Source organism: Paenibacillus sp. 1-8 (assembly GCF_056316205.1).
Genome location: NZ_CM149995.1, coordinates 5,417,970 through 5,440,066 on the forward strand (window position 1 = coordinate 5,417,970; position 22,097 = coordinate 5,440,066).

Consider the following 22,097-nt stretch of genomic DNA (forward strand, 5'->3'; position numbering starts at 1 on the left):
ATTATTCTTCGGTCACCTGTACCTTCAGCGTAGCTTTGACCTCAGGATGAAGCTTAACGGTCATTTGAGTCACGCCCAACGTACGAATCGGTTCTTCCAGCTCGATTTTGCGTTTGTCCAGCTTAATCCCCGTCGCAGCGACCGCTTCCGCGATTTGCTTGCTTGTAATCGCTCCGAACAGTCGACCGCCTTCACCAGCTTTTGCTTTAAGCTGAACAGTTGTGGATTCCAGCTTTTTGCCGAGTGCCTGCGCCTCTTCCTTTTCCTCTTGCTTGCGCTTTTCCTCAGCAGCGTTCTGGTTCTCCAGCGTCTTCATATTCCCTTCCGTTGCCGGGCGGGCAATACCACGCGGCAGCAGGAAATTCGCTGCGTAACCGTCCGATACTTCCTTAATTTGTCCCTTCTTGCCTTGGCCCTTCATATCTTTAATAAAAATCACTCTCATTCAAATAACCCCTCTTCCCCATCAATTTCGGCCAGCACGTCGACCACTCTGCGTTTGGCTTCCTCCAGCGGACAATCCAGCTGAACCGCCGCATTCGTCAGATGTCCTCCGCCGCCTAGCCGTTCCATGACGACCTGTACGTTCATGCGTCCGAGTGAACGGGCGCTGATCCCCACCAGGCCGTCAGGACGTTCACTGACCACAAAGGAGGCCAGTACATCCGTCATATTGAGTAATGAATCCGCCACCTGAGCAATCAGGAGCTGCGGTATCTTCTGTCCGGGCTCTGTCACCGCAAGCGCGATGTGCCCATATATCATTTTAGCATGCTTAATAATTTCCGCCTTAGCAATATATTCATCCAGGTCCTCTTTTAACATGCGCTGGATCATGACTGTATCCGCCCCGCTACGCCGCAAAAAACCGGCTGCTTCAAACGTACGTGAGCCTGTATGCAGGGAAAAATGCTTGGTATCCACCGTAATCCCCGCAAGCAACGATGTCGCCTCCAGCGGCGTCAGTTGAACCTTCTCATGAATATATTGCAGCAGCTCTGTCACCAGCTCACATGCCGACGACGCGTACGGCTCCAGATAAATCAAAACAGAGTCGTTAATAAACTCCTCGCCCCGACGATGATGATCTACAACGACCACCCTGCTCGCCGTCTGCACCAATTTCGGCTCAATTGTCATCGAGGCCTTGTGCGTATCCACCACGACCAGCAGGCTATGCTCGGTCATCAGCTGGAGCGACTGCTCCGGCGTCATGATCGCTTTCGACAGATTCTCGTCCTTGTTCACCTGCTCCATCATCCGGTCGATGGACGGATTAGATTTATCCAGCACGATGTGTGCCTCTACGTTGTAGAGCGCTGCGGCCTTCCATACCCCGATGGCCGCTCCCAGTGCGTCCATGTCCGGTATTTTGTGCCCCATGATCAGCACGCGGTCACTCTCCTGCATCAGATCACGCAGCGCATGCGCAATGACCCGCGCGCGCACCCGTGTACGCTTTTCGACAGCATTGGACTTGCCGCCGTAAAAAGATAGACGCTGTCCGGCCTTCACCGCCGCCTGGTCGCCGCCCCGTCCGAGCGCCATATCCAGACTGGACTGAGCCAGCTCGCCCAGCTCCTTGATGCTCTCCGCGCCGAAAGACAAGCCGATGCTCAGTGTCATCGGCACCTTCAAATCGGCCGTCATTTCCCGTACCGTATCCAGAATGACGAATCGACTTTGCTCCAGCTCCTGAAGCGCCTTGTGATTCAGCATGATGAGATAACGCTCGGATGACAAACGACGCAAATAAATATTGTACTGGTTCGCCCATGATGTAATCTCGCTCGACACCTTCGCAATAAGCGCGGTACGCTGCTGATCATCCATTCCCTGAGCAGCTTCATCCATATTATCAAGCATAACGATGCCGAGCGCCAGCCGCTCGTTCTCATACTGCTTGTGCAGCACCGCCAACTCCGTTACTTCATACAAATAAATCAGACGCTCATCCAGCACGATGAGGAACTGATAATAGCGCTCATCATGCTGTAGCTCTACCATTAGCTCACGAACAGGCTCCTTCGTTTCCTTTTTGGCACCCAAAGCTCCTACCAGCTGGGGAAAGAGGTCCTGGAGCGGCTCGCCTATCAGTGACTGGTCCTCGAACATTTCCCCAGCGAACCGATTGTGCCATTCTACCGTTCGATTTTCACTGTATAAAATGATGCCGAACGGCAGTGAGCTGATCGCTTCCCCTTCCACCCGCTTGATGCGAAAGGAAAGGCCGCTGATATATTGATTCAGTTCCCGACGGAAATCCAATTCCGTCTTCAGCATCAGCCCGCCGAGCAAGAATGACAGCACCAGTCCCATCACACCCAGTTCCCAGTTATACATGGAAATACATATGACAAGCACCAGCAGCAGTAAAAACGCCCAGACGGTATGATAGCCGTGCCAGCGTTTTTGTAGAAATTTAGGCATGACTGTTCACCCTATTTCTTTGATCTTGTAATAGCTTCGCGCAGCGGAAAGGCCAAATCAATAATACCGATAATACGGAGCGGCTGAAACACCAGAACGACGAGCGATAGCAGCACCGCGATCACCGGGCTCATGTTACGGCTATGCGTCCAGAAGTAAATAAATCCGATCGTCTGGATAATAAAGCACGCATGGATCAGCGGCAACATACTAACAGAAACCGCCTGAACCCAACTGCTGTCAGAGGACATGGCGATCCACTCAAACACAATCGCCAGCAGGTAATACCAGATGAGCGCGCGTGGCAGCCTCCATTCTCGGGCAGGCTTCATTTTGCGTACAGGCACATCAAGGCTGCTCAATGCCGGACGCGCCAGAGCATGCGTGATCACAGCCAGTAAAAACGAGGTCAGGATCAGCACATATGGAACTTTGCCGATCATCATCGTACCGAGTCTCTGTGTATCTTCTGCTGTCCAATTCATGCCCGGAAGCATCGGATTGTCATTTAAGATTTGCTGTACCAGATTTGCCGATATAGCAGCCTGATCACGAAGATATTGCGAAAGATCAAACCCGAAGGCATACGTAGCAATGAGTAGCACAACCAACAACTCGGCTAAAATCACACCCGCTCCGGTCATCAACGCCTGAAAAGCAGGGGCTCCCTTTTTATATACCCGTCCCATTAACAAGGCTGGGATCAGAAAATAAATCGCGGGAAGCAGTAAATATACATCTTGTAGCGCTATAATCAACAGCACCGGTATCACATGAATCAGAAATCCTTTGAAAGGCAGCGATGAAAACAATACAACGCCAGGCACAATCAGCAAAAATACGGTAAAGATTCTTAAGGGTGTCAATAGAGACAGCAGCAGCAGCAAATAAATAACGCTCCATGCTACAGTTGCAAAGCGGAATTTCAAAGTTTTCACCTCTTACGCATATGTTCTTCCAGTGCGGAAATGTCCTGATACCAATCCTCCAGCTGGTGTCCTTCTTTTCTGTGCTTTCTTAGCTTGTCAATGAGGAGATCATCCAATTCACGGTAAGACACCCCAAGGCGTCTTCCCAAAATATAGCTGCTCATTATCAGGCTCGCCAGACAATCGCCAATGCGGGCTGTACTGCCTTCCCACATCGCTTTAAACAGACGGGATACCTGGTCAAGTACCTCTGTTTTGAGCCATTCAATCACCTTGGCCCGCTTAACTACATCCAGTTCTTTAGGCATATGATGAAGAGTCACACCCCTCTGAAAAAGCTTTATTCTCCATTATAGCATATCCTATGCTGAAAATAATTGTTATCCGTAGGCAAATTATTATTGTTCAGCGCAGCTACGCTGCTTGCTTTAAGATGACGAGTTAAGTGATTCTCTCGACACAAATTTTTCACAATATTCAATAATCTGGCTACGGCGGACAATGCCGATAAACCGTTCCATATCATCCACAACAGGGACAAAGTTCTGCACCTTCGCCAAATTAATTAAATCCTCCATATTGGCATCAATGGACACCGGCTTTATCGAAACCCGAAGCGGAACGTCCTTGAGCATGAACTTCGAAGCGTTTTCAAAGGTGATTTTTCCCTCAGATTCTTTCATATGCCACAGCAGATCACCCTCTGTAACCGTCCCGGTATATCTACCTTCCTTATCCAAAATCGGAACCGCCGTGAAACGGTGATACTCCATTCGCTCCAACGTTTGCCGTAAAGTTGCATCCGCCGTGACAAAAGCAACCTCTTGTTTGGGAAGCAAGAAAAAAGCGATATTCATGAGAAACGAATCCCCCTCAAAATCAATTGTAAAATCAAATGATTACTCACTGAATGTCCTGCTTGTCGGGAAGCTTCAGCGTCTGCGGGGTTGTGCCGGAATCCAGCCAGTTCGCGATCATAAGTCTGGCGTATTCGAGTTCCTGTTCATTGGCCCGGTCATAATACAGGCCCTTCTTCTTGAAACCTTCCCCCGTAATCGTAAAGCTCGAAATTTGTGGTTGACCCTGCAAAATGGCCTGCTTGCCAAGCCCGGTAATAAAAGTAGGCTCCATATCCGTCTTGAAATTGGCTCCCATAATATCGAGTAGCTCCGGAATCTTGGAAATCCCGTTGATATTCAGCAGCTTATCCGTCATTGCATTCAGAAAAATTTGCTGCCGTTTGGTACGGTTAAAGTCGCTGTCTTCCCTATATCTAACATAATACATTGCTTCTTCACCATTATAAAGCGGCTTGCCCGCCTCGATGCGGAACTTGATATGCAGCGGATTTTTATTCTCAATCGGCTTATCAATAGGAAGTTCAACCCCGCCTACCGCATTTACAGCATCCTGAATACCTTGAAAATTAATCGTAGCATAATAATCAGCCTTATGCTCCATCAGCTTCTCTACCGTAGCCATGGACATATCTTCGCCTCCGAACGCATAAGCATGCCCCAACTTATCAAAATCATCCTCACCGTCATGATTTGGATCATGTCCGGCAATCTGGACATACGTATCCCTTGGAAGGGAAACCAGAAGCACACGCGATTCCGCAGGCCGTACAGCCGCATAAATTACCGTGTCCGAGCGGCCACGCGCCTTCTCATTCGGCCTTTGGTCCGTTCCAAGCAGCAGCACCGAAAACGGCTCTTTCCGATAAGCAACCGGCTCTGGCTGCTTCTGTCCCTCCGACTGGCGCGGCTGAAAGGACTTCTCCAGCTTGCTCTCCAACGTCGGAGATACGAACCAGTCAAAGGCCACCAGTGTCAGCTGTTTACGAAACAGATATCCTCCCGCCGCAATCAGAAACAAAACAATACATGAAATATATAGAGCGGTAAACCTTTTTTTCTTCTTAGGCTTTCCGCCTGTCCTTCTCCTATGTCTTCTCTCCATAACAGGTTCCTTCCTTCTTTACTTCAATAAATCCATCTCTTCATTAAACCGAATCAGGCCCTTATGAAGCGGAAACTTCCCCTCACAGCATAAAAGGTCTGCTACCTTGTTGTCAAAAGTGCCATGTCGTAGACAGCCCCTCGCCACCACATTCACGCCAAAAAAGGCTTCGCCCTCACGGTCAAAGCCTTGCTTGATGTTTATAGCCCGTATCCTATGTAGCTTTTAAAGTCGTTCCTTACCTTAGCGCGGAGCCAGCTTCACCAAATTCTGCACCCTTACCGGGAAAGAGGTAGACAGAGCGAAACCATAATCGAACAGCTTCCGTGTCTGCTCGAACCGTTCCTCCTTACTCGGTGCCCCCAGCACCACAGCTACCAGCCTTCTGCCATGCTGTTCGGCTGTGCCAGTGAAGCAATATCCCGCATCGCTAGTGTATCCCGCTTTCAGCCCATCCGTTCCTGCGTAAGAGTAGGGCCCCGCCAAGGAAGGCAGCATCCAATTCGTATTACTAATATAGATGCCCTTATCCTTCAATTCCATCTGCGTACGGCTGGACGTTCTCAAAATCTCCGGATGCGACGTTATCAGGTAGGAGGCTAGCTTCGCCGTATCGCTTGCCGTCATTTGCGTTTCTCCCCGAATATTCTCGGGATGGTTAGGACCCAGCTCACTCTGTCCCGCTCCTGACGCATTGCTAAATCGGCTGTAGGACGTTAATCCAATCTTAGCCGCCTTGTCGTTCATACGCTTCACAAAAGCCGGTTCATTGCCTGCTGAGCGTTCCGCCAGTGCCACAGCCGCGTCATTAGCCGAATACACAACCATACTCTGGAACAGTTCGGACACCGTCAGCCTTTCACCATACCGAAGTGACAGATTTACACCACCCACCGTACTTGCGTAACGACTAATTTTCACTTCATCATTCCAGCCTAACCGCCCGGCACGAATATCCTCTAGAACCAGCAGCTCGGTCATGAGCTTGGACATATTTGCGGAAGGCATAGGCGTATCGCCATTCACATCCATCAACAATTCTCCCGTCTGCATGTCCATCAGCACCGCAGCTCCTGCGTGCACATCTGGCTTACCGACCAGTAGTCGGGGTCCAAGTGTAATAAAAATCAATATAATAAGTACCGGGACCACAATAGCCCAACGTAACCAGTATTTTTTCATCATCGTAATAACCCCCATACTTTATTAGACGATGAAAAATCCATTTTGTCTGCAACTTTTCGAAAAAAAGATGCAATTTTTTTGTTTTTTCCACTCCACAGCAAAAAATCCGCCATTTCCTGCTTGCAGGCTGACAGATTTTTATAAGTCGAATGATTCAAAAAGGCCTTCTACTATGTTTCTAGGCAAAATGACAGGCTACATAATGCTGATCGCCTGCATCCCGATACGCCGGAATTTCTATTTTACAACGAGCCTCCGCCATAGGACAGCGCGTATGGAACTTGCAGCCTGACGGCGGATTCGCCGGGGAAGGAATGTCCCCTTTTAGCACAATCCGTTGTCTCTTGATCGTCGGATCGGGAATGGGAACCGCCGACAGCAGCGCCTTCGTATACGGATGAAGCGGATTTCGGAACAGCTCTTCCTTGGAAGCCAGCTCCACCATCGAGCCCAGATACATCACACCGATGCGGCTGCACAGATGCTCGACCACACTCAGATCATGCGAGATGAACAGATACGTCAATTGCCGTTCCTGCTGCAAATCACTTAACAAGTTAATAATCTGAGCCTGAATAGACACATCGAGTGCAGATACCGGCTCGTCAGCCACGATAAAATCAGGATTCAGAATCAAAGCCCGTGCAATCCCGATACGCTGGCGCTGACCGCCGGAGAACTCATGTGGATACCGATCATAATGATAAGCAGATAACCCGCAGATATCCAGCGTCTCGTTAACCTTTTTCCGCAGCTTACTATGTTCAATCAATCCGTGATCCAGCAGTGCTTCCCCGATGGCTTCACCCACCTTAATTCTCGGATTCAATGAGCTAAAAGGGTCCTGAAAGACGATTTGCAGCTTCGGACGAAGCGCACGGATCTGCTCCTTGCTTAACGCATGCAAGTCCTCTCCCTTGTATCGCACCGATCCCTCTGTCTTATCCATCAGCCTGAGAATCGTACGCCCAATCGTGCTTTTGCCGCAACCGGATTCTCCTACCAGACCAAAGGACTCGCCCTTATGAATGTTAAAAGATACATCATCGACCGCTTTCACATGTCCCACGGTACGCTGAAAAATCCCGCCTGTGATCGGGAAATATTTTTTCAGACCTTCCACTTGAATTAAAGGCTCGCTCATCCCCGTTGCCCTCCTTCTTCCTCATATAGCCAGCAGGCAACCTTATGACCGTTCTTCTTTTCACGCAGGGGAGGGGCCTGATCCTTACAGATTTGCATACAATGTGCACACCGATCATGAAAATGACAATTTTCCTCCAGCTCAATCGGGTTGGGAACCTGACCGGGGATCGAATACAGCCGATCAATCTTCTGATTAATGACAGGCTTCGCCTTCAGTAACCCTTGTGTATACGGATGCTGCGGGTTTTTGAACAGCTCAATGACCGGAGCCTCTTCAATAACGTTCCCGGCATACATAACGACCACGTAATCGGCCATTTCCGCCACGACGCCCAGATCATGCGTAATCAGCATAATGGACGTTTTGAGCTTATCCTTCAAATCCCGCATCAGATCGAGGATTTGCGCCTGAATGGTAACATCCAGCGCCGTTGTCGGCTCATCTGCAATCAGCAGCTTCGGATTACAGCTCAATGCAATAGCAATCATGATTCGCTGACGCATACCGCCGCTCAGTTCATGCGGATACGAATGAAATATTTCCTCCGAACGCGAAATCCCCACCAGATTGATCAGCTCAATCGCCCGGGTACGTGCTTCCTTTTTACTCATTAATGTATGCATCAGTAGCGGTTCCGTAATCTGTTCTCCAATGGTAAGCACGGGATTCAGCGAAGACATCGGCTCCTGGAAAATAATCGAAATGTCATTGCCGCGAATTTGCTGCATTTGACCTTTATTCAGCGTTAACAGGTTTTTGCCCTCAAACCAGATTTCACCGTCTGAGGTGTGTGGGGAATCAATCAGCCGCATCATCGTCATGGCTGTTACACTTTTGCCGCAGCCGGATTCGCCTACCACACAGAGCGTTTCACCCTCACGTATTTTAAAACTGACGTCATTGACCGCTTTGACAGTTCCGCTTGAGGTATGAAAGTGGGTTTTCAGGTTACGAAATTCAATCAAAGCATTTTCCATAAACGTTCGTCTCCTACTTCTTCATTTTAGGGTCCAGTGCATCGCGCAAACCGTCGCCAATCAGGTTAATCGCTACAACCGTAATCAGAATACACATTCCCGGTGGAACCCATATCCAGGGCCGCTTGCGAAAGTCGATCAGATTATTCGCAGCCGAAATCATATTTCCCCACGAAGGTGTGGGAGGCACAACGCCGATTCCCAGGTAACTGAGCGCAGACTCCGTTATAATCGCCCCAGCTACCCCAAGCGTAGCCGTTACAATAATAGTAGGAATCGTGTTCGGTAGCAGATGGCGGAATATTTTACGACGGTCTCTCAAGCCGAGCGCTTCCGTCGCCTGCATGAACTCCTGTTCACGCAGCGTAAGAATCTGCCCCCTGACCAGACGGGACAAGCTCGTCCAGCTCAAGATCCCGATAATGAGCATTAGAAAATAAATCCGGTTCTTTGGATCAACCTTCAAATCTGACAAAACGGCACCTAAAATAATCAACAGCGGCAATGTAGGTAATGCCATGAAAATATCGGCAATCCGCATAATGATCGTATCCACGCCTTTACGATAGAATCCTGCCAGTGCACCCAACGTCGCACCGATCACGACCGAAATAAACGTGGCCACCAGCCCCACCGTCAAAGAAATACGGCCAGCCAGCATCGTACGCAGCAAAATATCTCTGCCAAACTTATCCGTACCAAGCCAGTACTGGGCATTCGGAGCTAAATTTTTATCAGATAGCTTATAATCATCCAGATGATAAGGTGAAATCATCGGTCCAAATATACAAATGACAACCATAAGAATCAATATAATGAGTCCGGCCAAAGCCAAATGATTCTGGTTAAAACGGCGAACGGCGATTCTCCACGGAGACGCTTCAGGACGGATCGCCGCCTTTGGACTGGTTTCAATCGTGACTGTTTCTGCGGGCAATAGTATCCCTCCTACTTCAAGCGAATTCTTGGATCTGCCATGCCATACAATACATCCGAGAGCAAATTACCGATGAGCGTAAGGACCGCCAGAAAAATAGTGAAGCCCAGCATAAACGGATAATCCCGCATACTGATCGACTCCAGATAGACCTGCCCCACACCCGGCCACACAAATACCTTTTCCAGAATCATTGCCCCGCCAAATAAAGCCGGAAGCTCAAAGCCAAGCAGCGTGATGGCTGGAATCAGTGCGTTGCGCAGAGCATGCTTGAAAATAACCGTCCGTTCCTTCAAGCCCTTAGCGCGTGCGGTGCGAATATAATCCTGACGAATAACCTCCAGCATACCTGTACGGAAATACCGGGTCAGACTGCCTGTGCTCAGCATCGTGAGAACGAGCGTTGGCAGGAACATATGCTTGAGAACATCCACGATATAAGCCCATGAGCCCGGCTCCATCCCCGCTGTTGTCATGCCGCCAACCGGAAGAATGCCCCATTCCAAAGCAAATATTTTGATCACCAAAAGACCGATAAAGAAAGACGGCAGCGACATACACAAAAATATGAACAGCGTGACAAACTTATCGAATAACGAGTATTGGAACTTAGCTGAAAATACCCCGGCAACAACTGCAATCAGCCAACTAAAAATAAGACTGAAAAAAGCGATAATAAAAGAGTTCCATACATAATTGCCAATGACCTTCGTTACCGGCTGCTTATGCTGTAATGAATCCCCCATATTACCCTTCAACATATTGCCCGCCCATATAAAATAGCGTTGGTACTCCGCCTTATCCAACCCGTAGATATGTCGTAGCTGTTGTGCCTTTTCGGCGGTCATATTCGGGTTCTGCTTGGCTGTAATATAATCACCCGGCACCATGGCTGAAATCGCAAATACGATAATGGATATGCCAATGAGTGTGGGGATGAGTTGCAGCAGTCTTCGAATAATATACTGCTTCATAATCATTCCTCCAGACAAATAAAGAAGTGATATGCTCAGCCCGTGAGAGCTGAGCATACGATTGGCAATCCTTATTGAGCGAGTTGAGCGTTATACAGACTGAATTCAAAATCTTTGTATGGTGTAATTTCCAAGCCGGATACACGTCCATTAACTGGCCACATATCTCTGCGCTGATACATAAAGATGGCTGGCAGATCTTTGTTCAGCTCTTGATAGAGTTGTTTGTAAATCAGTTTGCGTTTCTCCTGATCCAATTCCTTTTTACCAGCAAGCGTCAGCTCATCGACTTTTTTATTAGAGTAGCCGACATCATTTTGTGCGCCGTTCGTAAGGTAAACCGTTGTATCCGGATCAGGTGTCAATCCCCAAGCGGCAAAGAACATATCGAACTTGCCTGTATCTTTTTTATCCATAATCGCGTTAAAATCCAGTGTTTCAGAATTCAGCTTAATGCCCAGTTCCTTGTAGTTGTTGGACATAATCGGTAGCAAGGCCTCTACTACTGGGTTATCCGCAGTCGCTGAGAAGTTAATGGTAAACTTTTCACCATCCTTCTCACGGATGCCGTCCGCTCCAACCTTCCAGCCAGCCTCATCCAGCAAAGCCTTTGCTTTAGCTGTATCAAACTCATATTTATTAATGCCTTCATCTGTATAAGACCAAGCTTCTGTAGATTGTGGAATGTTAATGACATTCGCATACGGACCGTACACCCCTTCCACAATCTCCTTCCGGTTCAAACCGATGGTCAGAGCTTGGCGTACCTTAGGGTCCTGAAATTTCTTTTCTTTGTGATTAAATGCAATATATCCGTAGCCGTTGGTCGGCATAATATTCACGTCCAGGAAGCCTAGAGACTTCAATTCTTCTACGTTATCTTCTGTAACCGTAATATTGTCTATATCCGTCTCACCCGTTTGCAGCATAGACAAATTGGTTTCGTCTGTCGTCGTTTTGTAAATAACTGTTTTCACCTTCGGTGCGCCCTTGAAGTAGTTTGGATTGGCTTCAAGTACGACTTGTTGACCCGGGGAGAAGCTTTTCAACACATACTGACCGGAGCCGAGTGGCTTATTATTAAGCGCCTTGATGCTGTCCAGGTCACCCTTTTTGAAACCTTTTCCGTAATAAGCTTCTGGCATGAAGTATTGCTCACCCAGAAAATCCTTTGTATAAGCTGTTGCTTCTGTAACGGTTACCTCTACCGTATTATCATCAATGACCTTGATACCGGAGATATCATTCGCCTTGCCATCGTGATATTCTTTACCGCCTTTAATCTTAAAGGATAAAATATCCGTTTCTCCATCATAATTCGGATCATGCAGTACCTTGAGAACAAAGGCATAATCCTTCACTGTTACTGGCGTGCCGTCACTATACTTCACACCCGGTTTCAGGTGGAACGTGTATTTCAAGCCATCCTGCGATACATCAATCTTGTCAGCCAAGCTATTTTCGTATGTACCATCCGCTTTCACCTGTAAAAAGGAATCAAATACGGTTCTGACTACATATAGATCGTAGGTCGTTTGCCAGAACAACGGGTTAAATACCCCTTTAGGTGACGTCATACCTACCACTATGTTATCCTTCCGGTTTGTAGCTCCCGGCGGATTTTGGGTCAGATCACTTGCTTTAATAACACCCTCAGTGACTTGTGCACTGCCTTCTTTTCCCTCTGTTTTATTCTCCGTTTTGCCCGGCTGCGCTTCATTAGCACCTCCGCTACATCCTGCAAACAGAACACCAACGATCGTAAGCACCATAAGTAAAGAAACCCATTTCTTCGTTTGCACCATCCTGTTAATCCCCCTTAGTCGGTTCTTTTTTTAACAGCCTGTCTCTTTCCTGCGTTGATTCGTTAAAGCCTGAGGTTTGAAAATGAAGTCTGTGCATCCTCCTTACGGTTACCAATGATAGCGTAAACACGTGTTTTTAAACCTTTGGTCAATTTAGGGTGCTGATAATCATTACATTTTTATTAAGGTTTATCTTAAGTGTAAAATAATATCACGTCAATATCTTTTTTTGTGTAATATAAAAATGCAAAATATCTATTTTTGTAAAGTTTATGAATTTTATTCGAAAAAATACCGATAATCTGAATTTTCATGTAATATAAAATAACATTTCAGAAATCTGAAATGTTTACTCTGGCGAGTTGGGGAACGTGCGATCACAAATGGGACCATAAAAGCTGAGCTACGCTTAATGGTTAAACATGGATTGTATTATTAGTAAGTTACAATACATGGGACTTGTTGTCAACCAGAAAAATCACAAAAAAAGACGCTCCCGAAATCGGGAACGCCTCTTTTGCTCTTCCATCAAACTACTATTCAGTAGTGTAAGGAAGCAATGCGATTTGACGGGAACGTTTAACCGCGATTGTCAACATACGTTGATATTTCGCGCTTGTTCCAGTCACACGACGAGGAAGAATTTTTCCACGTTCGCTGATGAATTTTTTAAGCAGGTCTGTATCTTTATAGTCAATGTGAGTAATTTTGTTCACAGTGAAGAAACATACTTTACGACGTTTGTTGCGACCACCACGACGAGCTGGTCTTTTGTTATCGTCTCCGCCTTCTCTTTGTCTGAAGCCCATTCTTTGTCAGTCCTTTCCCAATTAAAATGGTAAATCATCATCCGAAATATCGATCGGTTTTCCGTCATCGGAAAAAGGATCCTGATTGTTTCGCGAGTTATTATTCCCGCGTCCACTATTGCTGTTACCGCCTCCGAAAGGAGACTCCTCACGCGCAGCTCCACCGCTATTGCCGCCACCGTTACCGCCATCGCGGTTAGATTCCAGGAAACGCACATTATCAGCTACAATTTCAGTCACGTATACACGTTTTCCTTCATTGTTCTCATAATTACGCACCTGAACACGGCCTTCAACAGCCGTTAAACGACCTTTGCGAAGATAGTTAGCGCATGTTTCAGCAAGCTGACGCCAGGTTACGATCGGCAAGAAATCCGCTTCCCGTTCGCCGCCTTGACTCGTAAACGGACGGTCTACAGCCAGGGTGAACTGGGTTACTGCTACACCAGACGGTGTATAGCGCAGCTCTGGATCTTTGGTCAAACGACCGATCAGAATGACACGGTTCAACAATCCAATCCCCTCCTTTGAGCGTTGTTCATTACATAATCACGTACAATAATTAAGCTACGTCGTTCGTAATGAGATAACGAATTACTTCGTCAGAAATTTTCATGAGACGCTCAAGCTCAGCAACTACAGCAGGTTCTGCTGTGAAGTTTACCAGAACGAAAGAACCATCACGGAATTTCTTAATCTCATACGCAAGACGACGTTTAGTTACATCGTGACTCGTAATTTCGCCACCGCCGTTGGAGATGATACCTTGGAATTTATCGACTGCCGCTTGAACAGCTTCTTGTTCAATGTCAGGACGAATAATGTACATCACTTCATATTTGCGCATTCTTTACACCTCCTTATGGACATAAGGCCCTCAATCTTGGTTGAGAGCAAGGAACGAGCCTAAACTCGCACTAAAACAGTTTACCAAATCCAGCAACTGATTGCAACCAGCAATTGAGTTCATTGGATGTAAATCCGTTAATTTAGCTGCACACATCCCATTTTCTATGATTTTATAGGTACAGTATAATTTATCTATATATAGGAAATAACTCAATTTTCTGAAATCCCGTGTTGTTGTTCCCGCATGTTTCTGCTCATGTCAGCGAACAATAACCGTTGCAGTTCAAATCCATGTAGTAAAGGAGGAACAATCTTATGGGTGAAAAAACCGAATTTGAGCCAGGCGACAAAGCGCCAAATGACGGCGTATATATGGAAGTCGGAGAAAAAAGCTTTCATACCGAAATTCAAAACCCGCAGCAAGTGACACTCGAAAGAGGCGAAACTTTTCCGGAGACGGCCAACCATAATCGCAAATGGAAGAAAAAAACGAAAGCCCGCGTTCATTAATGTATATTTCCTCGACATTCGGGCCATATTATAATCAGGCGATACAACAGAGAGGTGTGGTTCCGTTGGATGACGTAGCCGGACAAACTGTTAGGAGATCCATTCCGGGCATTAGAAGCGTTAGGTTTGTGTAAGAGGACACTGTCTTTTCAACACTGGTATTGCTTGTCAGTACACCGAGTTTCGTGATGTGATTGGACAGATCGTATCCTGTTAAAAATGTATCGCCTACGATGGAGGACCTTTGAGGTCCTCCTTTGTTGCATTATCGGACTTTTTGCATATACTGGTAAAATGCAGATTAATCCAGCTCCTTCTGCTAGAATATATCCAAGTACAAAGACCTACTATCTACGGAGGTTTAAAGATGAGCTATTCTCGAATATTAAAGTGGATATCAGGTATATTCGAATTGGTGCTTGCCGTACCGATTGTGGGAGGAGCTATTGTCATGGGGACCGGTTACTCGGCTCTGGGATTCATGCTTGTCCTGCATGCAGTGACACTCATCCTGTCGTTACGCAATCAGGAAGCGATCTATGGCTCTGTATGGGGGATATTGACCTCTTTACTGGCCTGGATACCTGTTCTGGGCTGGATTCTCCATTTGATCGCAGCAATCCTTCTGATGATCTCCGGCTCGAAAAAAACAAAACGCTATAACTACCCGCCAAACCAGCTATAACAACAAAGAGGTGCGCTTGAACAGATGATATCCTGTCACTGTTCAAGGGCACCTTCTTTATTGTATACGTGCCTCATCGTTCATCCTCTGTTCCTCAAAAGGTCCAGTTCCATATCTCCCCTCCCCGGCAGACAAAGTAATTCATCGAATAAAAAAGCCAGTCCGCTCTTATCTCTCCAGTACCGAATAATGTCCGTGACAACCTCCGTAATTTCACGCTGTACCCCTCTCGCCAGTTGAAGCCCTCCATACTCTCCTTCTACATAAAGGTGCGTATGATACGGCAGTTCCACCTTTTGTACATGACGTAAGCACAAAGCGCCATTTTCGAGATAAAAGAAATAACAGCCCTCATAAACAACTCCCTCGAATATCTCGTACACATGTGGCAGATCATAAGGTCCATACACCATAGCCGCCTGTTCCAGTTTTAATGAATCCATTTATAAAATCTCCCCTCCTCTTTCAAAATCGTTCATTCTTCCCTAAAGAAAGTTAACACTTTACTTAGTTAGTAATACTTTATTAGTAATAATATAGTACTACTCTGTAAGTAGTACGTCAATAGAATATACGAAAAAAGTTTTACGATAAAGGGAGGATAGGATATAATAACAACATCAATAGGAAAACTAATTTAATAACTTATAAAGTTGCAATTTATTCTCAAGGAGGCTTGTGTCATGGGTCAAATCAACTTTAGATTAAGTGAAACGCTCGAAGATATCGGAGCTACGAGGAACAAAATAGCAGTTGAATCCAAAACACGACCTGCGACTATTCTTGATCTTGCAAGTGGTGATACGAAAACCATTAAGCTAGATACGCTGGTAAATATCTTAAACGCGATTAATGAATTTGCTCATAGCCACGGTGTGGAAAAAACTTTTGGTATTGAAGACATCATTCAGTACGTTCCTAAAAACATAGAGAATGAGCGCTAACCCGCTTTGGGGCAGCGCTCATTTTTTTTCAGTTTACATAAATTTATTACATGATGAATAAGCTGAACTTAAAAATGCACATTTAAAACGGAGTAGGCGGAATGGTGCTGTACAAGCGAAGCGGCCGCTTTCAAAGCTTTCCGTAGGAAAGCTCGCTTCGGAAGCATCACTTCCCCGGATTTCTACCCTGATGAAAGGCTTTATTCTAGAAATCCGGGGACGATGGCGATGGGAAGCACTATCCGACTGCGCAGTGGCGGCATATGTAACTTTTAAGTTCAGTTTATACAGCTATATATTTTTTCTATAAAACAAAAAATCTCCTACATCCATAGATGTAAGAGATTGGTTTATGATTTAATGAAGTTAGTGGCGGAAAGAGTGGGAGTCGAACCCACGCACGCCTTGCGACGCCTAACTGATTTCGAGTCAGCCCCCTTAGACCTCTTGGGTACCTTTCCGCAGCAAGGATTATTATATCATCATTGTGCCCATGATGCAAGTTCATTGTTACCCAAAATCACTCAGTTACCCCGACTCAATTCGTTTCCGAATTCTGTCCGTCAGCGTTGGCTTTTGAACGCAGCACCTTCTTCATATTCTTTTCGAACTTGGCACGCGGAATTAGCACACTGTGCTGGCAACCGACACATTTGATCCGAATATCCATACCCATGCGGATAATTTCCATTTCATTCGTTCCGCAGGGATGGGGCTTCTTCATCTGCACAATGTCCCCCAGTTCAAACGACTTACGCTCCACCCTTCTCTCCCCCTTTTCTTTCCTGCTCGTCTTCCTTCTCGAGGGTTACCGCCGTCTCCAGCGCGCTCTGACGATGTTCCTCATCCTCTAGTGCCTTCTTGATGTTATTCTGAATATCACGCTCTACCGCAGCACCTGTATTCGGCATACACTCCGCCACAATACGCACAATATACTCAGATGTCGTCATGGATTGGACCCCCAGAACATCCGGTATATTCAGCACCTGTACATTGGATTCTTCAATTCCTCGAATCGCATGTTTTACCAAATCAACAGCTTCCTCCAGAGTACGTTCTGCCTTCATCGGTACATCTACCACCGCCAACGAATTGGACATGGAAAAGTTCGTAACCGTCGTAATGGAGCCGTTAGGTAAAATGTAAACCTCCCCTTTCCAGCTCACCAGCCTGGTTGTACGTAGCCCAATCACTTCTACTGTACCTTTGTAGGTTCCTGTCTGAATAACGTCTCCTACGGCAAATTGATCCTCGAAAATGATAAAGAATCCGGTAATCACATCCTTGACCAGGCTCTGCGCCCCAAAACCAACGGCCAATCCAAGCACTCCGGCTCCGGCAATCAGAGGTCCGAGATTAATGCCCATCTGAGACAATACCAGCATAATCAGAATAAAATTGAATACGATATTGGTTACATTTTTCAGCAGTTCCCCAACGGTAGTTAACCGCCGGGTATTCAATCGAAATCTGCCGTTCTCTCCCTTTTGCTGCATCGACTTATCTATAATTTTATTAATAACCCGAATAAAGATACGTGTAATGATGAAAATAATAGCAATCTTCAAAATCACAAACAACAAGGTCGACCACATCGCACTATCTGTAAGCCATCTCCATATAACATCCTTCCAGTGTATCGCATCCTTTACAACAGTAGCCGTCCCTGTATTGTTCTCCAACCAACGCATTAAGGTCATTCTGTTGCTCCTCCTTACACAAGGGACCTACTCTTCTGGGTTCCCAAATTCTATTTTCTACTACATAAGCCCATCTACTGCCTTCATTCATGTTGCTATGAATAATCTACTTCCCCCGAGTATAAAAGCCCAAACTTATCCATATACTAGCTACTATCTTGAGAATAAATGTTACCCGCAGGCTAATTGTTATTCTCTAAGGCAGTTTACTGCTGGTTTTCATCTCTGATCAATGCGATGCCAACAGCTAACTGTCTATATAAAGCGAGCGCAACCTGCACACTCCATTACAGAGCGAAAGGAAGATTCCATGACTCATCCATCTGACTTCATTCCGGGGCAAGAACCCCTTAGCTTAAAAATATCACACACCGACCCCGGGATCCAATCAGCCATCAGCCATCGTTTGCTGTTCCATTTGCATCAGGCGCCCAGTCTGGAAAATATCGTTATTATTTGCATCGGCACCGACCGTTCTACTGGAGATTGTCTCGGCCCGCTCGTAGGTACTCATTTGTCTCGCTATAAAAGCCCGCTCTTTCACCTTTACGGAACATTGGAGGAGCCAGTACATGCTATGAATCTGCAAACAACACTGGACGGCATACACACCCGGTACGACCAGCCCTATATCATCGGCATAGACGCATGTCTTGGACAAACCTCCAGCGTCGGATGCATTCAGGTTGCGGACGGGCCTTTGAAGCCTGGAGCGGGGGTAAATAAAGAATTACCGCCGGTCGGCGATATCCATTTGACAGGCATCGTTAACGTCGGCGGCTTTATGGAATACTTTGTGTTGCAAAATACAAGACTAAATCTGGTAATGAAATTATCAGATATCATTGCTGGCAGCTTATACTCTGCGATTAAGGAGTGGCATTACCGTTCCGTCCTGCTTGCTGCGCAAGAGTAACGGCTTCTTTCTCTTCAGGAGATAAGGAATAGGATGACTGCCCCGCTTCCAGGGGCTTGGCATACACATAAGAGCCATCCCGGTTATAAATACCGGTTAATACGATGCCATCCTGATTGTCATCTACAATAGCCAAGGAGAAGCTTAGATCGCTTCCTCGCTCGCCAAAGGCATTATAGCGTTTGATGCCTATATGTCCTTTCAGGCCTGTCAGTTTACTGCGTAGAGATTTCATACTTGCACGATGGGCCTCCTGCTCATCCTCAATCGTATCCATTTGCACCTTCAAATCAATCAGCAGCGTTTCCAAGTTTTCAACACCGCTGCCTGCCATCATGGTTTCATACTTTCGCCGCATCTTCTTCAACTTTGCACCCTGCACAATGATAACAATCAACAGGATGAGCAAAATCAGCACAATTCCTGCAACGATTCCGGCAAGCTGTTCCATGATTAGTCTGTTCAATTCAGCCATATGCTTGCTTCTACTCCTCTACCTCAAAAATCATGTCACTGCATACCTCTTATTTTATACGTTTGAGTTTATCCATCCAGACTATTCTGATTCCTACACATCCAGACAAAGCAAAGACATATCTCGCTTCCCGTTTCGACCAAGGAGACATGTCCTATTTCATACAGACTACTGCAATAGTTCCAGTAGTCTTTCCAAATCCTGCTGGCTGTAATAATTTAATTCGATTTTACCTTTATCCTTGTTATGCTTAATTTTCACAGTTGTTTTAAAACGCTCACGCAAGGACTCTTCCATATGATCAATAAAAGGGTCCTTTTTTCTCACCTTGGGCTTGGCCTTCGCTTCACCAGACTTATGATCCAACTGCTGTACAGCTTCTTCCAGCTCCCGGACACTCCACTGCTGCTCAATACATTGTGTCGCCAGTTGCTTCACCATGTCCGGATCTTTGAGCCCAACAATCGCTCTGGCATGTCCCATAGATAATGTTCCACGTGAAACATGATCCTTAACTTCCTCCGGTAATGCAAGCAAACGAAGGAAATTCGCAATATGAGAGCGCGACTTGCCCACTTTCAAGGACAATTCCTCTTGAGTTAACGAGAACTGATCCATTAATCCCTGATAGGCTACTGCTATTTCCATCGCATTCAGATTTTCACGTTGCAAATTCTCAATCAGGGCAATCTCCATTACCTGCTGATCCGTAAAATTGCGAACAACCACAGGTATCGTCGAATTCCCACAATATTGGGAAGCCCGGTATCTTCTTTCACCTGCAATAATTTCATAGCCTCTTAATACACTACGCGCAATAATAGGTTGAATAACACCGTGCTGACGAATGGATTCTGCCAGTTCTTTAATCGATTCCTCATCAAACGTTTTTCGAGGCTGGTACGGATTTGCACGCAACTGACTAAGCGGAATGTCAACAACCTTGTCCTCATCATTGACCGTAAGGGAGGGAATGAGTGCATCCAGCCCTTTTCCCAACCGTTTACTCATAAGATGCCACTTCCTTTGCCAACTCAATATATACCTCTGCCCCACGGGAGCGGGGATCATACGTAATAATGGACTGGCCATGTGATGGTGCTTCACTGAGTCTCACATTGCGTGGAATAATCGTCTGATAAACCTTGCTTTGAAAATACTTTTTCACTTCTTCAATCACCTGAATACCCAAGTTGGTACGGGCATCAAACATCGTCAGCAGCACGCCTTCAATTTGCAGTGAGGTATTCAAATGCTTTTGCACCAATCGCACAGTATTCAGTAGCTGACTTAAACCTTCCAATGCGTAATATTCACATTGAATGGGGATAATGACCGAATCAGAGGCCGTTAAAGAATTAAGTGTCAAAATCCCTAACGATGGAGGGCAATCAATCAATATATAATCATACTTATGCTTGACGAGCTGGAGTGATCTTTTTAACCTGAGTTCACGAGAAATGGTCGGCACCAACTCGATTTCCGCTCCTGCCAGTTGAATGGTGGCCGGAATAATATCCAGACCCTCAATCTGTGTACTGACAATCGCTTCGCTAGGATCAACCTCATTAATGAGTACATCATAAATACAATTTGCCACATCCGCCTTATTGATACCCACACCGCTCGTTGTATTACCTTGCGGGTCGATATCCACGAGCAATACCCTTTTGCCGAGGGAAGCAAGTCCGGCGCCCAAATTCACGGAAGTAGTTGTTTTGCCCACTCCGCCCTTTTGATTGGCTACGGCTATTATTTTTGACACTTCATTCACCTCATACTTTAATCGGAATCCTGCTATATTTCATTATTGCAAAATCCTTTATTAAGACGATTCTCCATTATTAGCTTACGGATAACGGCAATTTTATCAATAGAATACGAGTATGCTGCGGCTTTAATTGGCGTTAGACAGAAAAAGCGGCAATTGCTGCCGCCTGTACGCTTCACCCCTTACTTACGTTTGGGAATTTGAATGACAATCTCATAGTGATCCTCATGGTCGGATTCCTTGGTCTTGATATCCAAGCCGGAGCCAGACACCATATCAATGGATTGACGAATCGTATTCAGCGCAAGCCGGACATCCTTGGTAAAGGAAATCCGCTTGGATTTCTTCATCGTGGACACTTGTTTATAAAAGGCGACTCTCGCCTCTGTCTGCTTCACATTGAGTTCCTTGGCGATGACTTCATCCAGAACCTTATACTGTAGCTCTTCAGTCCCTAATGACAATAACGCACGGGCATGACGCTCGGACACTTTCCGTTCCATTAGAGCATTTTTCACTCTCTCTGGCAGATGAAGCAGCCGTATCTTATTAGCAATAGTGGATTGGCTTTTGCCAAGTCGCTGAGCGAGACTTTCCTGGGTGAGCTGATGCAGATCAATCAGCTTCTGATAAGCTACAGCCTCTTCAATCGATGTTAGCCCTTCCCTTTGAAGATTCTCAATCAACGCGATAGAAGCAGCTTGTGAATCATTAAACTCACGAACAATGGCTGGAATGGTATCCATCCCCAGCCTGGTGACAGCCCTCCATCGACGTTCCCCTGCTATAATTTCGTATTGTCCATTACGGAAACGAACGACAATCGGCTGAATTACACCATGCGTCTTGATGGTCTGGCATAGCTCATCAATCTTCTCGTCGTCAAATATGGTGCGGGGCTGATAAGGACTGCTGACAATATCCCGAACTGGAATTTGTTTTATTTCGTCCCCAGTAGATCGCTCCGTCAAACCAAATAGCTTGGAAAATTGTTCTTTCATTCCGTATAATACCACCTAATTTCATAATAGCACCATACTAACAGCGCTTCGTGAAAAACAGTTCCTTACGCGGATCGTAGACCCTTTT

At 46.2% G+C, this 22,097-nt stretch carries 26 protein-coding genes and 1 tRNA gene; 4 read left to right on the forward strand and 23 right to left on the reverse strand.

All coding sequences use genetic code 11. The annotated features are described in order from the left end of the window. Window position 1: 1 nt before the first annotated feature. The 15 genes from rplI to rpsF form a co-directional block, all read right to left on the reverse strand. A complete protein-coding gene (gene rplI / locus AC0WRU_RS25010; protein ID WP_014278976.1) occupies window positions 2–445 on the reverse strand; it encodes a 50S ribosomal protein L9 in 444 nt (147 codons plus the stop codon). Then, window positions 442–2,430, reverse strand: a complete 1,989-nt coding sequence (locus AC0WRU_RS25015; RefSeq protein WP_476126750.1) for a DHH family phosphoesterase — start codon at window positions 2,428–2,430, stop codon at window positions 442–444. The genes rplI and AC0WRU_RS25015 overlap by 4 nt, the downstream gene beginning before the upstream one ends. An 11-nt stretch (window positions 2,431–2,441) precedes the next feature. After that, complete coding sequence (locus AC0WRU_RS25020) at window positions 2,442–3,359, reverse strand: DUF2232 domain-containing protein (RefSeq protein ID WP_476126751.1); 918 nt, start codon at window positions 3,357–3,359, stop codon at window positions 2,442–2,444. Between the two features lie 5 nt (window positions 3,360–3,364). Continuing rightward, window positions 3,365–3,667, reverse strand: a complete 303-nt coding sequence (locus AC0WRU_RS25025) for a MazG-like family protein (protein WP_025683708.1) — start codon at window positions 3,665–3,667, stop codon at window positions 3,365–3,367. A gap of 120 nt (window positions 3,668–3,787) precedes the next feature. Beyond that, a complete protein-coding gene (locus AC0WRU_RS25030; protein ID WP_025683707.1) occupies window positions 3,788–4,216 on the reverse strand; it encodes a CBS domain-containing protein in 429 nt (142 codons plus the stop codon). Window positions 4,217–4,262: 46 nt separating this feature from the next. Next, window positions 4,263–5,321, reverse strand: a complete 1,059-nt coding sequence (locus tag AC0WRU_RS25035) for an LCP family protein (RefSeq protein ID WP_476126752.1) — start codon at window positions 5,319–5,321, stop codon at window positions 4,263–4,265. A gap of 243 nt (window positions 5,322–5,564) precedes the next feature. Further along, entirely contained in the window at window positions 5,565–6,506 is a 942-nt protein-coding gene (locus AC0WRU_RS25040; RefSeq protein ID WP_025683705.1) for a D-alanyl-D-alanine carboxypeptidase family protein, read from the reverse strand. A 178-nt stretch (window positions 6,507–6,684) separates the two neighbouring features. Further along, on the reverse strand, window positions 6,685–7,650 hold the full coding sequence (locus AC0WRU_RS25045; protein WP_025683704.1) for an ABC transporter ATP-binding protein: 966 nt from the start codon (window positions 7,648–7,650) through the stop codon (window positions 6,685–6,687). After that, window positions 7,647–8,630, reverse strand: coding sequence for an ABC transporter ATP-binding protein (locus AC0WRU_RS25050; RefSeq protein ID WP_025683703.1), 984 nt, complete (start codon window positions 8,628–8,630; stop codon window positions 7,647–7,649). The genes AC0WRU_RS25045 and AC0WRU_RS25050 overlap by 4 nt, the downstream gene beginning before the upstream one ends. A gap of 13 nt (window positions 8,631–8,643) precedes the next feature. Next, entirely contained in the window at window positions 8,644–9,567 is a 924-nt protein-coding gene (opp4C, locus tag AC0WRU_RS25055) for an oligopeptide ABC transporter permease (RefSeq protein WP_025683702.1), read from the reverse strand. Window positions 9,568–9,578: 11 nt separating this feature from the next. Then, window positions 9,579–10,541 (reverse strand): ABC transporter permease, encoded by a 963-nt coding sequence (locus tag AC0WRU_RS25060; protein WP_476126753.1) that lies wholly within the window; start codon window positions 10,539–10,541, stop codon window positions 9,579–9,581. A gap of 71 nt (window positions 10,542–10,612) precedes the next feature. Next, window positions 10,613–12,346: an ABC transporter substrate-binding protein gene (locus tag AC0WRU_RS25065; protein ID WP_476126754.1), complete on the reverse strand. Its 1,734-nt coding sequence runs from the start codon at window positions 12,344–12,346 to the stop codon at window positions 10,613–10,615. A 536-nt stretch (window positions 12,347–12,882) separates the two neighbouring features. Continuing rightward, window positions 12,883–13,155 (reverse strand): 30S ribosomal protein S18, encoded by a 273-nt coding sequence (gene rpsR / locus AC0WRU_RS25070; RefSeq protein WP_013312800.1) that lies wholly within the window; start codon window positions 13,153–13,155, stop codon window positions 12,883–12,885. Between the two features lie 21 nt (window positions 13,156–13,176). After that, a complete protein-coding gene (ssb, locus tag AC0WRU_RS25075; RefSeq protein ID WP_013312801.1) occupies window positions 13,177–13,668 on the reverse strand; it encodes a single-stranded DNA-binding protein in 492 nt (163 codons plus the stop codon). Between the two features lie 49 nt (window positions 13,669–13,717). Beyond that, window positions 13,718–14,002, reverse strand: a complete 285-nt coding sequence (gene rpsF, locus AC0WRU_RS25080; RefSeq protein WP_044648139.1) for a 30S ribosomal protein S6 — start codon at window positions 14,000–14,002, stop codon at window positions 13,718–13,720. Window positions 14,003–14,319: 317 nt separating this feature from the next. Here rpsF and AC0WRU_RS25085 point away from each other — a divergent pair, with 317 nt between their 5' ends. Together AC0WRU_RS25085 and AC0WRU_RS25090 are read left to right on the forward strand one after the other, a co-directional pair. Further along, complete coding sequence (locus tag AC0WRU_RS25085; RefSeq protein ID WP_476126755.1) at window positions 14,320–14,514, forward strand: YjzC family protein; 195 nt, start codon at window positions 14,320–14,322, stop codon at window positions 14,512–14,514. A 367-nt stretch (window positions 14,515–14,881) separates the two neighbouring features. Beyond that, complete coding sequence (locus tag AC0WRU_RS25090) at window positions 14,882–15,199, forward strand: hypothetical protein (RefSeq protein WP_025683697.1); 318 nt, start codon at window positions 14,882–14,884, stop codon at window positions 15,197–15,199. Between the two features lie 80 nt (window positions 15,200–15,279). Here the strand turns inward: AC0WRU_RS25090 and AC0WRU_RS25095 are convergent, their stop codons facing one another. Further along, the gene (locus tag AC0WRU_RS25095; protein ID WP_476126756.1) at window positions 15,280–15,642 is read right to left on the reverse strand and encodes a hypothetical protein; all 363 of its coding nucleotides are present in this window, start codon (window positions 15,640–15,642) and stop codon (window positions 15,280–15,282) included. Window positions 15,643–15,882: 240 nt separating this feature from the next. On the opposite strand from AC0WRU_RS25095, the gene AC0WRU_RS25100 reads away from it, so the two are divergent. Then, window positions 15,883–16,143, forward strand: coding sequence for an XRE family transcriptional regulator (locus AC0WRU_RS25100; RefSeq protein ID WP_476126757.1), 261 nt, complete (start codon window positions 15,883–15,885; stop codon window positions 16,141–16,143). A 370-nt stretch (window positions 16,144–16,513) separates the two neighbouring features. Here the strand turns inward: AC0WRU_RS25100 and AC0WRU_RS25105 are convergent. From AC0WRU_RS25105 to AC0WRU_RS25115, 3 genes are all read right to left on the reverse strand, one after another. After that, a tRNA-Ser gene (locus AC0WRU_RS25105) sits at window positions 16,514–16,604 on the reverse strand. 77 nt (window positions 16,605–16,681) lie between these two features. Next, window positions 16,682–16,906, reverse strand: a complete 225-nt coding sequence (locus tag AC0WRU_RS25110; protein WP_025683694.1) for a DUF951 domain-containing protein — start codon at window positions 16,904–16,906, stop codon at window positions 16,682–16,684. After that, window positions 16,896–17,846, reverse strand: a complete 951-nt coding sequence (locus AC0WRU_RS25115) for a mechanosensitive ion channel family protein (RefSeq protein WP_476126758.1) — start codon at window positions 17,844–17,846, stop codon at window positions 16,896–16,898. The genes AC0WRU_RS25110 and AC0WRU_RS25115 overlap by 11 nt, the downstream gene beginning before the upstream one ends. Before the next feature lie 310 nt (window positions 17,847–18,156). Here AC0WRU_RS25115 and yyaC point away from each other — a divergent pair, with 310 nt between their 5' ends. Further along, window positions 18,157–18,762, forward strand: a complete 606-nt coding sequence (gene yyaC, locus AC0WRU_RS25120; protein WP_476126759.1) for a spore protease YyaC — start codon at window positions 18,157–18,159, stop codon at window positions 18,760–18,762. Here yyaC and AC0WRU_RS25125 read toward each other — a convergent pair. From AC0WRU_RS25125 to noc, 4 genes are all read right to left on the reverse strand, one after another. Continuing rightward, window positions 18,716–19,237: a DUF4446 family protein gene (locus AC0WRU_RS25125; RefSeq protein ID WP_025683691.1), complete on the reverse strand. Its 522-nt coding sequence runs from the start codon at window positions 19,235–19,237 to the stop codon at window positions 18,716–18,718. The genes yyaC and AC0WRU_RS25125 overlap by 47 nt on opposite strands. A gap of 168 nt (window positions 19,238–19,405) precedes the next feature. Continuing rightward, window positions 19,406–20,248 (reverse strand): ParB/RepB/Spo0J family partition protein, encoded by an 843-nt coding sequence (locus tag AC0WRU_RS25130; protein ID WP_025683690.1) that lies wholly within the window; start codon window positions 20,246–20,248, stop codon window positions 19,406–19,408. Next, window positions 20,241–21,002 carry a ParA family protein gene (locus AC0WRU_RS25135; RefSeq protein ID WP_025683689.1) on the reverse strand — a complete coding sequence of 254 codons (762 nt, stop codon included), beginning with the start codon at window positions 21,000–21,002 and terminating at the stop codon, window positions 20,241–20,243. The genes AC0WRU_RS25130 and AC0WRU_RS25135 overlap by 8 nt, the downstream gene beginning before the upstream one ends. 188 nt (window positions 21,003–21,190) lie before the next feature. Next, window positions 21,191–22,009, reverse strand: a complete 819-nt coding sequence (gene noc / locus AC0WRU_RS25140; protein WP_476126760.1) for a nucleoid occlusion protein — start codon at window positions 22,007–22,009, stop codon at window positions 21,191–21,193. Window positions 22,010–22,097 lie beyond the last annotated feature (88 nt).